General features: G+C 41.4%; 16 protein-coding genes and 1 pseudogene. 10 read left to right on the top strand and 7 right to left on the bottom strand.

Annotation, left to right across the window (positions count from 1 at the left end; all coding sequences use genetic code 11):
- Positions 1-15 precede the first annotated feature (15 nt).
- Positions 16-618: a lipoprotein-34 precursor (NlpB) gene (locus CDG59_RS02935; RefSeq protein ID WP_087543512.1), complete on the top strand. Its 603-nt coding sequence runs from the start codon at positions 16-18 to the stop codon at positions 616-618.
- Between the two features lie 36 nt (positions 619-654).
- Complete coding sequence (purC, locus tag CDG59_RS02930) at positions 655-1,374, top strand: phosphoribosylaminoimidazolesuccinocarboxamide synthase (protein ID WP_087543510.1); 720 nt, start codon at positions 655-657, stop codon at positions 1,372-1,374.
- 98 nt (positions 1,375-1,472) lie between these two features.
- Here purC and CDG59_RS02925 read toward each other — a convergent pair.
- The 5 genes and pseudogenes from CDG59_RS02925 to CDG59_RS02905 form a co-directional block, all read right to left on the bottom strand.
- Positions 1,473-1,837: pseudogene (locus CDG59_RS02925) on the bottom strand (amidohydrolase family protein); the annotation flags it as partial.
- Between the two features lie 23 nt (positions 1,838-1,860).
- The gene (locus CDG59_RS02920) at positions 1,861-2,979 is read right to left on the bottom strand and encodes an acyltransferase family protein (protein WP_087543508.1); all 1,119 of its coding nucleotides are present in this window, start codon (positions 2,977-2,979) and stop codon (positions 1,861-1,863) included.
- Positions 2,980-3,110: 131 nt separating this feature from the next.
- Complete coding sequence (locus CDG59_RS02915; protein ID WP_171294979.1) at positions 3,111-4,385, bottom strand: replication-associated recombination protein A; 1,275 nt, start codon at positions 4,383-4,385, stop codon at positions 3,111-3,113.
- An 82-nt stretch (positions 4,386-4,467) separates the two neighbouring features.
- Positions 4,468-5,634 (bottom strand): class C beta-lactamase, encoded by a 1,167-nt coding sequence (gene ampC / locus CDG59_RS02910; RefSeq protein ID WP_227519102.1) that lies wholly within the window; start codon positions 5,632-5,634, stop codon positions 4,468-4,470.
- 152 nt (positions 5,635-5,786) lie between these two features.
- Positions 5,787-6,239 carry a YcgN family cysteine cluster protein gene (locus tag CDG59_RS02905; protein WP_087543735.1) on the bottom strand — a complete coding sequence of 151 codons (453 nt, stop codon included), beginning with the start codon at positions 6,237-6,239 and terminating at the stop codon, positions 5,787-5,789.
- A gap of 189 nt (positions 6,240-6,428) precedes the next feature.
- Here CDG59_RS02905 and CDG59_RS02900 point away from each other — a divergent pair, with 189 nt between their 5' ends.
- From CDG59_RS02900 to ahr, 7 genes are all read left to right on the top strand, one after another.
- Positions 6,429-6,587, top strand: coding sequence for a DUF1328 domain-containing protein (locus CDG59_RS02900; RefSeq protein WP_004878181.1), 159 nt, complete (start codon positions 6,429-6,431; stop codon positions 6,585-6,587).
- Between the two features lie 169 nt (positions 6,588-6,756).
- Positions 6,757-7,494, top strand: coding sequence for a dienelactone hydrolase family protein (locus CDG59_RS02895; protein ID WP_087543503.1), 738 nt, complete (start codon positions 6,757-6,759; stop codon positions 7,492-7,494).
- Positions 7,495-7,645: 151 nt separating this feature from the next.
- The gene (mutY, locus tag CDG59_RS02890; protein WP_087543501.1) at positions 7,646-8,692 is read left to right on the top strand and encodes an A/G-specific adenine glycosylase; all 1,047 of its coding nucleotides are present in this window, start codon (positions 7,646-7,648) and stop codon (positions 8,690-8,692) included.
- Positions 8,693-8,723: 31 nt separating this feature from the next.
- Complete coding sequence (locus tag CDG59_RS02885) at positions 8,724-9,260, top strand: M23 family metallopeptidase (protein ID WP_087543499.1); 537 nt, start codon at positions 8,724-8,726, stop codon at positions 9,258-9,260.
- Between the two features lie 9 nt (positions 9,261-9,269).
- A complete protein-coding gene (locus tag CDG59_RS02880) occupies positions 9,270-9,518 on the top strand; it encodes a hypothetical protein (protein WP_087543497.1) in 249 nt (82 codons plus the stop codon).
- Between the two features lie 32 nt (positions 9,519-9,550).
- Positions 9,551-10,105 carry a DNA-3-methyladenine glycosylase I gene (locus CDG59_RS02875; protein ID WP_087543495.1) on the top strand — a complete coding sequence of 185 codons (555 nt, stop codon included), beginning with the start codon at positions 9,551-9,553 and terminating at the stop codon, positions 10,103-10,105.
- A gap of 34 nt (positions 10,106-10,139) precedes the next feature.
- Complete coding sequence (ahr, locus tag CDG59_RS02870) at positions 10,140-11,165, top strand: NADPH-dependent aldehyde reductase Ahr (protein WP_087543493.1); 1,026 nt, start codon at positions 10,140-10,142, stop codon at positions 11,163-11,165.
- Here the strand turns inward: ahr and CDG59_RS15270 are convergent.
- Entirely contained in the window at positions 11,162-11,353 is a 192-nt protein-coding gene (locus tag CDG59_RS15270; protein WP_171294975.1) for a hypothetical protein, read from the bottom strand. The two genes, ahr and CDG59_RS15270, sit on opposite strands and share 4 nt — an antisense overlap.
- On the opposite strand from CDG59_RS15270, the gene CDG59_RS02865 reads away from it, so the two are divergent.
- Positions 11,338-11,583, top strand: a complete 246-nt coding sequence (locus CDG59_RS02865) for a hypothetical protein (RefSeq protein WP_227519101.1) — start codon at positions 11,338-11,340, stop codon at positions 11,581-11,583. The genes CDG59_RS15270 and CDG59_RS02865 overlap by 16 nt on opposite strands.
- On the opposite strand, the gene CDG59_RS02860 is transcribed toward CDG59_RS02865, so the two are convergent.
- Positions 11,531-12,433 (bottom strand): LysR substrate-binding domain-containing protein, encoded by a 903-nt coding sequence (locus CDG59_RS02860; protein ID WP_087543489.1) that lies wholly within the window; start codon positions 12,431-12,433, stop codon positions 11,531-11,533. The two genes, CDG59_RS02865 and CDG59_RS02860, sit on opposite strands and share 53 nt — an antisense overlap.
- Between the last annotated feature and the right edge of the window lie 25 nt (positions 12,434-12,458).

Below are 12,458 nucleotides of genomic sequence, written 5' to 3'. Positions count from 1 at the left end.
TACGAGCAATTTATGATGCAATTACGTCTTGGTGTTGTCCTAGTCATTTCAGCTTTAAGTTTGGCTGGTTGTGGTCGTTTTGCCCTCAATAATCATTCTTTAGATTATAAAAAAGCACAAGCACTTGAACCACTCAAATTTCCTGAGGGCATAACGGCAAGACCATTTACGCCATTGTATCCAGCGCCTACGGTTGATCCACTTGCAATTGAGCATGCACCAAAGCTTGAAAATGAAAGTGGCAACCGTTATGCATTGCCTCGTCCAAAAGCGATGCAAAATTCAGCCGATAATACTTCAGCAACCGCTTCAACAGTGGGTCGCCCACAGCTTGTCACTGATGGGAATAAAAACCCATTACTCAAAGTTGATGGCCCGACAGCAAGTGCATGGCAATATACTTTTGCAACCTTGAGCAGCCTCAACTACAAAGTTATTTCACAAGCAGAAAATGGCTATGAAGCAACGATTAAAGTAGGTGATCAAAATTACCTAGTTAAATTATCGGCTGTAGGCTCAAGCAATACAGTTGCGCTATTCAAACTTGATACAACATTTGCAGACCCTGCCGTTGCAGCTGAAGTGTTAACCCAGATTTACCAAAATTGGCCAGCCTAGTCGTTTACTAGGCATACTTTTTCAAAAGGTTCCCCCATGTTAAAACAAACCTTGCTCTATACTGGTAAAGCAAAATCTGTCTATGAAACAGATCATGCTGACCACCTGATTTTAGTCTTTCGTGATGATGCATCAGCATTCAATGGCGAAAAAATTGAGCAACTAGATCGTAAAGGCAAGGTGAACAACCGTTTTAATGCCTTCATCATGGAAAAGTTGGCTGAAGCGGGTATCGAAACTCATTTTGAAAAGTTACTTTCTCCAACAGAAGTGCTTGTGAAGAAATTACAAATGATCCCTGTTGAATGTGTTATTCGTAACTACGCAGCAGGTTCATTATGCCGCCGTTTAGGTGTTGAAGAAGGTAAAGAGTTAACACCACCAACATTTGAATTGTTCTTCAAAGATGATGCGCTTGGCGACCCAATGGTCAATGAATCTCAAGCAATTGCTTTAGGTTGGGCAACAGCACCTCAACTTGAAAAAATGAAAGAACTGACTTACCAAGTGAATGATGTACTGAAAGCATTATTCGATGCAGGTAATATGATTCTTGTTGATTTCAAACTTGAATTCGGTGTATTCCACGATCGTATCGTATTGGGTGATGAATTCTCTCCAGACGGTTGCCGTTTATGGGATAAAGACACCAAGAAAAAATTAGACAAAGACCGTTTCCGCCAAGGTTTAGGTGGTGTGGTTGAGGCTTATGAAGAAGTTGCTGCACGTTTAGGCATTAACTTAGATAATATCTAAGCCTTAAGCCGCCGTTCTTAATAAAAAACCAGCCTGACTAGGCTGGTTTTTTATTGGTTTATCTAATTTCCCAGTTTCTGATCAATCAGATTCCCTTAAGTTATCGTGCCCTTATGTTCATCTTCAAAATATTGATAAGCTGCCCAATCCGTCATCGATTTTAAAGCCATATAGGGACTCACGCACTCATCTGCACCTAATACATAATTACTGCGTGTCACTCGATTTACAGTTGCATCTAACATCATCAAACTATTCGGCGGCACAACAGGGGCATCATGATGCTCTGTAAAAATAAGCTGTTTCTTCAAAGCACTTGCCGTTGGTGAAATGCGTGCTGCTCTCGCCTCACCTAAGGTTTGTTGACGATGCCAATCCCCCAATAGAACGTATGCAATGAGAAGAAAGATGGAATAATATCCAAGGCTTTCAGTTGATCCAGTTGATCGTCACGAATCGTTTGAGGACGAAATGAATACTGTGAAATTAAAATATCTTTGTAAGCCTACTAGAGACTTTAATTGCAATATCATCCACATAGCGACTATAGGGAGTAGCTAAAACAATACTTATCATCACTGTAAACAAACTCGCCCACAGACCCGCTACCCAATACGAAAAACCCAATTGAATATGAAATAGATTAAAACAAGGAATTGCTAAAGCATAAATCACAGCAAGATGAATTAAATAAATAGAAAATGAGATCTTGCCTAAGAAAACTAAAAATGGTGAATCAAAAAATTGTGCTAACCATTTGCCTTTTAATACCGCATACACGATACAAAAACCGCCAATAAAATTCAGATAATCGTAGGTTTGCTCACCTAAAAATTGAGCAAAAATCCGATAACTCAAACTCTCGTTATGCGCACCACAGAAATATAGCCCCAGCGTGAATAGCAACACAGATAGGCCTGTTGCTAATTCTGATGCATATAGAAGTAAACCCATACCTAAAATAAAACTCAGGATACCGAGTAATACTGTTTGTGAAATCGTATAGGCTGTCGCAATACTCAACAGCAAGAACAGACCTGCAAGCATCGGTCGTTTGCTATAAAAATAACTGGCGAAATAAATTACCAATGAACCGAGCAGCTCAATCTGCATCGTCCACAACACCCAGTTATAGCTTGAGTCCCCAAATAAAAAGGCTCCGATACTGCCCTCATACAAAGCTATACTTAATTTTGGATGTGGATTTGCCAAAGCGGCCCCCCATTCAGAAACATGCGAAACATCAACAGGAAGGAAACACACGAGGTAGGCAATAATACAAGAGATAAACGCGGGAATAGCCAAACGTGGATAACGTTTCAACAATGACTTTTTTAATCGTTCAGTTGCATTTGGCTTGTTTAAACTGGAAAGGCTCAAGACATAGCCGCTCAGGACAAAGAACACAAAAACCGCGCCTGTTCCTGAATAGAAAAATGCCAGTGGTGAGTTATGCAACTGGGCGAAAAAAGCATATTGCGGAACCGCACTTTCTCCAAAATTATGCAGTTGTGGAAAGAATGTCAGCGACAGGTGCGATAACACCACTGCAAGGCAGGCCAGACCCCGAATACTTTCCGCAGCATTAATTTTTTGGGTGGACATTGATGGAACTTTATCATCCGTGATAAACGGCGATAATGCGACCTTTTTCCCTGACCTGTCTAGGGGCGCTTACAAAAAAAAGAATGCCCAAGCTATCCTTTCAAATCAGAGATTGGAACAAGATCGTCATATCATTGCTGCTGTTGTTCCTGCTGCCAACGGCGTTGCTGCAAACGTTCGGCTTCAACTTCACGTTTATTTAAGGCTCGCTCATACAGCTTCGTACCCCGCAACTGAGGCGGCAAATATTCCTGTAAAACAAAATGCTCAGGATAATGATGCGGATAGAGATAATCCACGCCATAACCTTGTTGCTTCATCAATTTGGTTGGCGCATTACGTAGATGCAACGGCACAGGTAAATTCGCAGTTTTTTCGGCAAGCTCCAAAGCTCGGTTAATGGCGAGATAGGTACTATTACTTTTCGGGCTGGTTGCGAGATATACGGCACATTGACCTAAGATAATCCGTGCTTCAGGCATACCGACCGCTTGTACTGAACGGAAACACTCACCTGCCAACAACAAGGCATTCGGATTCGAGTTGCCAATATCTTCCGATGCTGCAATCAACATTCGACGTGCAATAAAAACAGGGTCTTCACCACCTTTGAGCATGCGTGCCATCCAATATAGGGTCGCATCCGCATCGCTACCACGAATCGATTTGATAAATGCCGAAACCAAATCATAATGCTGCTCACCTGATTTGTCATAACGTGCAATATTCTGCTGTGCGACTTTAACCACAATTGCATTGGTCACGATATTTTCAACGTCTGCCTCAAAAGTACTGGCAATTAAATCAATCAAATTAAGCGCTTTACGTGCATCACCCGCAGCAAATTGAATCAGCGCATCATATTCTTCAATCTGAATAAAACGCTCTTTCAAAAACTTATCACTTTGAATGGCTTTATTGATCAGGGTTTGAATCGCATCAGCATCCAAACTATTTAAGGTATAAACCTGACAACGAGAAAGCAGTGCACTATTCACTTCAAAGGATGGATTCTCTGTGGTGGCCCCAATCAGGGTAATTTTGCCTTTCTCCACCGCACCCAGTAAGGCATCTTGCTGCGACTTATTAAAACGGTGGATCTCGTCAATAAACACTACTGGCGTAAGCAGATCACCACTTTCCGCAATCACTTCGCGCAGCTCTTTTACGCCCGTATTTAATGCAGATAAACTAATAAAAGGGCGATCAACTGCCTGTGCCAATAACAAAGCAATTGTAGTCTTACCCACCCCTGGCGGCCCCCAAAAGATAATCGAAGGCAAATGCCCCTGATCAATCATTTGGCGTAACGGTGCATGCTCACCGAGCAAATGATCTTGCCCGATGATTTCGGACAAATCACGAGGGCGTAAGCGTTCAGGTAAAGGAATATGCGTATCTGACATCATCACGGACTTTATACTGTTTTATCCTAGTCTATTGCGTCTGGTTCAAATCTACAATTTGAATCTGCAACCACGCGACATTCTATTGCGCAGTATTCTTTTGAAGTAACTGCTGCATGACATGGTAGCTTGCAGTAATTCGAGCTTCATTCGGAAAATTAGTGTTAGCGAGCATCACAATCACAATTTTCTGCTGTGGTATAAATGCAGCATAGGCACCAAAGCCATTACTTGAACCAGTTTTATTAAACAATGTTGCTGCTGGAGCACGCTTTGGTTGTTTGATCGGGGTGACGATATGACTTTCTAAAGCCATTTTGCTGGAGTTACCTTGTACAAGTGTTTCAAGCTTAACAGGATAAGCATATTGCTCCCAGCCTAGCCCTTGGGTCATCGCACCAACTTTAAAATATCCCACATGCGTTGTTTCAACCGCTGCTCTTAAGGACTGTTTTAGCTTTTGTGGGTGAATTTGAATATCTAAAAATTTCAGCATATCGGAACTACTACTTTTCACTCCGTAAGCTTCAGCATCCAACATCCCCGCAGAAACGCGAATGGGTTGATCATTTTTATAACCCCACGCATATTGTGACATCTGCTGTTCGGGTACTCGAATAAAACTTTGTGTCATTCCCAATTGTGGTAGCAATGTTTTTTCAATCAGTTCGCTATAGGGTCTTTTCAATGCTAATGCCGTGATATACCCCATCAAACCAATGCTTGGATTTGAATATTGTCGTGCCGTACCAACGTTGGTCTTTGGCTGCCATCTTTGAAAATATTGAAGCATGTCCTGCTGACTAACAACTTCATCTGGAAATTGCAGCGGAAAGCCACCTGCAGTATATGTACCTAAATTTAAAATCGTAGCTTTATTCACTGCGGTATTTTTTAATTCTGGGAAATACTTGGCGGGATGATCCGACAATAATAACTGCCCTTTCGCCTGCGCATAACCTGCCAAAGTTGCATTAAAGGTCTTACTGACTGAGCCAAGTTCAAATAAAGTATGGTTACTTACGGGTTGTTGGTTTGATTTTGATGCCAAGCCATAATTGATAAAATAATGCTTACCATCGAATGTGACACCGACCGCTAATCCAGGAATCTTATATTGATCTAATAATGGTTTAAATTGTTGATCTACAATTTCCCTAACTTGCTGCTCACTGAGCGGTTTTGCCCAAATCGAAGAATTACAGGATAAAAGCCCTGCAAGTAAAAAAAGCATTCTTGATGCGATCATGTCTATTTCCCAAACCCATTTCATTCAAACAAAGAGGCTCTCAAACCACATCGACCTCTCAGTGTTCATCATATGGGAATGTATAGATAAAATACTGCAAAAGTATTGTTTTTTATTGATAAAAAACACAGTTATAAGAAATATATCAAGATCTAACGCACCCAGCGTACAATATAGTCCTCTATCTGTTCCTGATCGACTTCATCTTCGGGAATACAGCGGCCGGCTGCTGATTTCTTCGCTTTAATCACACTCTGACGTGAGCCCGTATTTAAATAATGCCATGACGGTAAATTTTTACCTTCATTCAAACGACGATAAGCACAACTAGGAGGTAACCATGTAATTGTTTGCAATCGTTCAGGTGTTAATTGAATACAATCTACAACATACTGTTGACGATTCGGATAATCAGAACAACGTGCAGTTTTACAGTCTAATAATTTACATGCAACTTTGGTATATGCGACTTCTGCCGTTTCTTCATCTTCAAGCTTAACCAAACAACATAAACCGCAACCATCACACAATGCCTCCCACTCAGTATTATTCAACTGATCAAGTGGATATAGTTTCCAAAAGTTAGCGCGCAATTCGGTAGACATGACAAATGTTTTAGGCTTTAAAAATTTGTGTTGATTATAACATTTATTCTCAATCAAGCTGTTTTCCAAGCGACTTAAGCGATTAACAATACTTAAGTTATTGAACATTTCAACCACAGAAACACCACATTTGGGTCAAAAAATACACGCTATAGTAATCTCATAACGATAAATTTAGGAGTAAGTAATATGTTCCGTTGGGCTATTATCTTTGCAGTGATTGCATTAATCGCCAGTTTATTAGGTTTTGGTGGTGTTGCTGGTTTGTCCAAAGACTTTGCCGTCATTTTATTAGTGGTCGCGGCTATTCTTGCTGTAGTGGGTTTCTTATCACGCGGTAAAGTTTAGTTTAAAGAGAAATAAAAATTCAGAAAGAAAAAAGAAGAATCGCCGTATTCTTCTTTTTTTATTATCATCATTTCAGCCGAATAAAAATTTGTCTTTCCGCTAGCATCATCAATTTTTTGCTTTTTTATGCTTTAATCAAAGCATTGAAAATATAGATCAGGATTAAAAAATGAGATTTCCAATTACAACGCGTGAAATTGAATATACCGCACCAGATGGTCAACGCCTTATTGGATATTTTGCGACACCTATCCGAGATGTACCAGTTGCAGGAGTTATTGTTGCTCCAGAATGGTGGGGACGTACCGAATATACCGAGCAACGTGCGCGTGAACTTGCAGAACACGGTTTTGCCGCTCTCGCGATTGATATGTATGGAGACAAAAAAGTTACCTCTGATGTTCCTCAAGCATCTGCATGGATGATGCAAACATTTGATCATGTAGACACCGTGGTTGAGCGTGCTCAAGCAGGCTTAGATGCTTTAAAAGCACAACCAGAGGTCAATACTGAAAAATTGGCAGCAATTGGTTTTTGTTATGGTGGTAAAGTTGTTCTGGATTTGGCGCGATCTGGTGCCGATTTGAAAGCTGTGGTGACCTTCCACGCGAATTTAAGCCCGAAAGCACCTGCACAAAAAGGAAAGATTCAGGCTGAAATTCTTGTATTACACGGTGAGATCGACACCATGGTTTCTTTAGATGATGTCGCAAGCTTCCGTCAGGAAATGCACGATGCAGAAGTCGATCATGAAGTGATTATTTTTGAAAATGCCAAACATGGCTTTAGTAATCCCCTCGCAGATGAGCGAGCTAAAGCAAATAATGTTGACTTAGGCTATAACGCCGAAGCTGAACATCAAGGATTAGAAGCCATGTATGAATTACTAGATAAACATTTAACCTGATTCAAAATATTGGCATAAACTTTCACAAAGACTTCATTCTGTGTAGGTGGCATTTATGTCTCCTACACACGAACAAATGTTTTTATCATTTAAATGAGTCCACGATTATATTTTCATTATACTAAGCCTCTGCTTTTGATTGTTCTGATTCATGTCTGATTTCTCATTTTCTGATGCACTACTCACGTGGTTCGACCAACATGGCCGCCACGATTTACCATGGCAAGTCGCTGATGATCCCTACAAAGTGTGGGTGTCAGAAATCATGCTACAACAGACTCAAGTTAAAACTGTTCTGCAATATTTTGATCGCTTTATCGAAAGATTTCCAACCGTAGACGATCTTGGTCAGGCCAGTTGGGATGAGGTTGCCCCTTATTGGGCTGGTTTAGGCTACTATGCCCGTGCACGCAATCTGCACAAAGCCGCTGTTATCGTAAAGCAGAAAGGAACGTTTCCTGAAACATTAGAACAATGGATTGAATTACCAGGCATTGGCCGTTCAACCGCTGGTGCATTAATGTCTCTTGGCTTACGACAATATGGCGTCATTATGGATGGCAATGTGAAACGAGTTTTAGCACGTTTTTTTGCGATTAAAGATGATTTATCCAAGCCACAAAATGAACGCAAGCTCTGGGAGATTGCCGAGCAGCTTTGTCCTGAACAGCGCAACCATGACTATACCCAGGCAATCATGGATTTGGGTGCAACGATTTGTACCCCGAAAAACCCCCTATGCCTATACTGCCCGATGCAGCAACACTGTCAGGCCTATCAACAAGGTTTAGAACAAGAACTACCATTTAAAAAAGCAAAAAAACCTGTCCCTGTTAAAGCGGCGAATGTGCTCCTAATTCAATCAGGTCATGAGTGGCTTTGGCAACAACGTGAAGCCCACGGTCTATGGGGAGGTTTGTATTGTCTGCCTATCATTGAACAGGCAACCGAATTACAACAGATTGAACAGCAATTTAAGCTCCAAGCTCAAGTATCATCACTACAGATTAGTCATAGTTTTACTCACTTTACATGGATACTGCATGAACAACTGTTCCACGTGGAACATGATCAAAAAGAACAGCTCAGTATCGAATTAAATGGAGTGTGGCTAAGTCCAGAGGCTGCGATTGCCAAAGGCATTCCAACCGCCATGAAAAAATTGATTACAGCAAAACAAAAGACCTCCTCTACTTAATTGCTGTAAATCGAAATCACAAGGAGTTTGTGTGCGTCTTTCGATTCCATTTATCGTGATTAGTCTGTTGGCTATTCTAATTTCTGCATGTACGACAACACCTAACAAGCCTACGCCCCTACCAGCCACTCAAATCAATAAACTTAAAAATCTGCGTTTAGACAGCCGTTTGCCAGTCCCAGTCAAAGGTGTCAATCGAAGTGAATTACGGGATACTTGGGGAGCTGCACGTAGCCAAGGACGTAACCACGAAGGGATTGATATCATGGCGGAGCGTGGGACGAAAGTGTATAGTGCTACCGAAGGGTTAGTCGCTGATTTACGTAATAATAATTTAGGTGGCAAAATCATTTGGATTCTAGGACCATCTGGTTCTTGGCACTACTATGCCCATTTAGATGGTCATAAACGTGGTCTTAATGTGGGAGACTATGTTCATAAGGGCGACCTGATTGGCTATGTGGGCAATACAGGCAATGCTCGTACGACTGCCCCACATTTACATTATGGTATTTATTTAAATGGCAAAGGGCGTGGAGCAGTCAATCCATACTCATATTTACGTTAGGAACATAGAATGTCAGAAGCATTGATTGAACGACTGGTTAAATTTGCAGAGTCTGGAAATCAGCAAAAAATCATCATCAATGGTACAAGCTATCAAGGCTGGATTATGGAGATTACCGAAGATGCTCTGCTGATTAGCACAGGATTTGCAGATAAATCTGGTAAAGACTTTTGGCTTAAATTTACTGATTTAAATACAGCTGAACTGTATTATTGGGATACTCGCCCAAATGAATGGGTGACATTCACACTTTCATGATTTTATATGAATAACAATAGGAAGCATCAAATATGACGATTCAACGCTGTGGCTGGTGCTCCAATGATCCACTCTATATTAGCTACCACGATGAAGAATGGGGCAAAGTAGAACAAGATGAAAATCGATTATTTGAGATGCTTTGTCTTGAAGGTCAACAAGCTGGATTATCATGGATTACGGTGCTAAAAAAGCGTGAGAATTACCGTTCACACTTCTTTCACTATCCAATTACTAAGATTGCAGAGTTTACTGATGATCAACTCGAAGACAAACTGAGTGATGCAGGATTAATTCGTCATCTAGGTAAACTTAAAGCGATTCGAGACAATGCAATTGCATGGCAGCAACTCAAAAATGAAGTTGGTGATGTATCTGATTGGCTATGGGCCTTTGTTGACCATCAGACTTCAAATAACGATGTCATTCCTTATCGTGATGCACCTGCACAAACCGAAATCAGTCAAAAACTTTCAAAAACACTGAAAAAACGTGGTTTTAAATTTGTTGGTCCCACAACGTGTTATGCGTTCATGCAAGCGGTAGGAATGGTCAACGATCACGAAAATCACTGTCATTTTAAATAATACGAATTTATTTTGCTTTCCAAGGAGTTATCGAATGAGCAATAACCAAATTCGTGCTTATGCTGCAATGAAAGCAGGAGAGCAATTGGTTCCTTATCAATTTGATGCAGGTGAATTAAAGCCACATCAGGTTGAAGTTAAAGTTGAATACTGCGGTTTATGTCACTCAGATTTGTCTGTGATCAATAATGAATGGCATTCATCGGTTTATCCTGCTGTCGCTGGACATGAAATTATTGGCACAATTATCGCACTCGGTTCAGAAGCCAAAGGACTGAAACTTGGTCAACGTGTTGGCATTGGTTGGACAGCTGAAAGTTGCCAAGCATGCGATCCTTGTATTGGTGGTCATCAAGTTTTATGTACCGGTGGCAGCGTTGCGACTATCGTTGGTCATGCGGGTGGCTTTGCAGAAAAAGTTCGCGCAGGTTGGCAATGGGTCATTCCTCTACCAGAGGGTTTGGATCCTGAGAGTGCAGGACCATTGCTTTGTGGCGGCATTACCGTGTTTGATCCTTTACTTAAACATCAGATCCAAGCAACACATCACGTCGGTGTCATTGGGATTGGTGGTTTAGGGCATATGGCCATCAAGCTACTTAAAGCTTGGGGTTGTGAGATTACTGCATTTAGTTCAAATCCAGACAAAACTGAAGAACTCAAAGCCATGGGCGCTGACCATGTGGTGAATAGTCGTGATGCTCAAGCGATCAAAGCGCAACGTGGCAAATTTGATCTATTGCTTAGCACCGTCAATGTAACTCTGAATTGGCAAGCCTATCTCAATACCTTGGCACCGAATGGTAGTATGCATTTCTTGGGTATTACCTTAGAGCCTATTCCAGTTTCTGTAGGTACTATCATGAGTGGTGCCAAATCGATTACAGCTTCACCAACTGGGTCACCTTTAGCACTGCGTCAACTACTACAATTTGCCGCACGTAAAAATATTGCGCCACAAATTGAGCTATTTCCAATGTCTCAACTCAATGAAGCCATTGAACGACTGCATTCAGGTCAAGTACGTTATCGGATCGTACTTAAAGCAGACTTTGATTAATTTAAAACCGACGACATACGCTCTCTCACCCAATCCGCCAACTGTTGAATTGCTTGGCGGATTTCGGTGGTCAACGCATGCCCCGCATTTAAACGCAGAAAATGCTGATTTGGCACAGGGTTATTTAAAAACCCAGAATCAACAGACTTATGAATTTTGGCGGCTGGAAAAAGTGCAGACGCAGGCACAGCAAAGTACACTCAGGCTGACCTATAAACAACCGACCGAAAATGGCGTGATCATGCCGAATTTGCTACTCCCGACAGTGGAGTTTGTATGTCAGCAACAACAGCATATCGCGCTGGCAATCAAGCAGCCGACAGGACAAATTGTTCAGATGCTGGAATTACAATTACCTGAGCAAACTATTGGCAAACCGAAAATCCATGACTTAACTGCTCAGTCAAAAACTCAATAAATAAGCGAACCCGTTTCGGCAAATGCGCTTGTTGATAATACACAGCATGGATGCTTTGATAAGAGTGCTCAATCTGATCTTCAAATAGCGCTTCAAGGCGCCCTTCTTTCATATCCTGCCAGATTTCAAATTCTGATAATCGGGCAATGCCCTGCCCACGCAAACAGAGTTGTCGAACAGTTTCGCCACTCGATGCTTTTATTTTCGGTTGGGCTTGAAAATACTCACCATCAATTTTAATGGGCCAAGTATTGATATAAGTGGGACGGGTGAAGCCAATCACATCATGCTCAATTAATGTCTGAGCTTGTACAGGTCTCCCCTTACGCTGTAAATATTCAGGACTGGCAACAATATAAATTCGGCTTTTACACACCAATTTCGCATGCAGACTGGAATCATGTAATTCACCAAAACGAAACGCCACATCAGTCTTATGTTCTAATAAATCTATCACTAAATCATTACTATTCAGCTCAATCTCAATATTGGGATAACTTTGTCTGAACTTATGTACCAATGGTGTAATGACATGCAGAATAAACGGCGTGGCTGAGTCAATCCGAATCACACCCGAGGTATCCTGACCCGATTTTTCTAGAGCTTCTTCAGCTGCACTTAAATCACTGAGAATTTTACGCGCATGTTGTAAAAATTGTTGTCCTTCTTGGGTCATTTTTAACTTTCGAGTCGTGCGCTCTAGCAAGGTGACTCCAAGCTTTGACTCTAGACGACTGAGAGAGCGGCTCATTCCCGATGCCGTCTGTCCAAGCCGCTCAGCAGCAGCAATAAACGATCCTGTATCGACAATGGTCATAAAAGCAAGTAGTTCTTCTACCGTAGATTTCATTGCCACCTCGTTAATTATTGATAAT

The sequence above is a fragment of the Acinetobacter sp. WCHA29 genome, assembly GCF_002165335.1.
GTDB lineage: Bacteria > Pseudomonadota > Gammaproteobacteria > Pseudomonadales > Moraxellaceae > Acinetobacter.
This window is presented reverse-complemented; position numbering and strand designations above follow the sequence as displayed.

Bases quoted from the DNA above. Each gene is read 5' to 3' on its own strand.
- CDG59_RS02935 (WP_087543512.1), top strand. From the start codon at position 16: ATGCAATTACGTCTTGGTGTTGTCCTAGTCATTTCAGCTTTAAGTTTG.
- purC (WP_087543510.1), top strand. From the start codon at position 655: ATGTTAAAACAAACCTTGCTCTATACTGGTAAAGCAAAATCTGTCTAT.
- CDG59_RS02920 (WP_087543508.1), bottom strand. From the start codon at position 2,979: ATGTCCACCCAAAAAATTAATGCTGCGGAAAGTATTCGGGGTCTGGCC.
- CDG59_RS02915 (WP_171294979.1), bottom strand. From the start codon at position 4,385: ATGTCAGATACGCATATTCCTTTACCTGAACGCTTACGCCCTCGTGAT.
- ampC (WP_227519102.1), bottom strand. From the start codon at position 5,634: ATGATCGCATCAAGAATGCTTTTTTTACTTGCAGGGCTTTTATCCTGT.
- CDG59_RS02905 (WP_087543735.1), bottom strand. From the start codon at position 6,239: ATGTCTACCGAATTGCGCGCTAACTTTTGGAAACTATATCCACTTGAT.
- CDG59_RS02900 (WP_004878181.1), top strand. From the start codon at position 6,429: ATGTTCCGTTGGGCTATTATCTTTGCAGTGATTGCATTAATCGCCAGT.
- CDG59_RS02895 (WP_087543503.1), top strand. From the start codon at position 6,757: ATGAGATTTCCAATTACAACGCGTGAAATTGAATATACCGCACCAGAT.
- mutY (WP_087543501.1), top strand. From the start codon at position 7,646: ATGTCTGATTTCTCATTTTCTGATGCACTACTCACGTGGTTCGACCAA.
- CDG59_RS02880 (WP_087543497.1), top strand. From the start codon at position 9,270: ATGTCAGAAGCATTGATTGAACGACTGGTTAAATTTGCAGAGTCTGGA.
- CDG59_RS02875 (WP_087543495.1), top strand. From the start codon at position 9,551: ATGACGATTCAACGCTGTGGCTGGTGCTCCAATGATCCACTCTATATT.
- ahr (WP_087543493.1), top strand. From the start codon at position 10,140: ATGAGCAATAACCAAATTCGTGCTTATGCTGCAATGAAAGCAGGAGAG.
- CDG59_RS02860 (WP_087543489.1), bottom strand. From the start codon at position 12,433: ATGAAATCTACGGTAGAAGAACTACTTGCTTTTATGACCATTGTCGAT.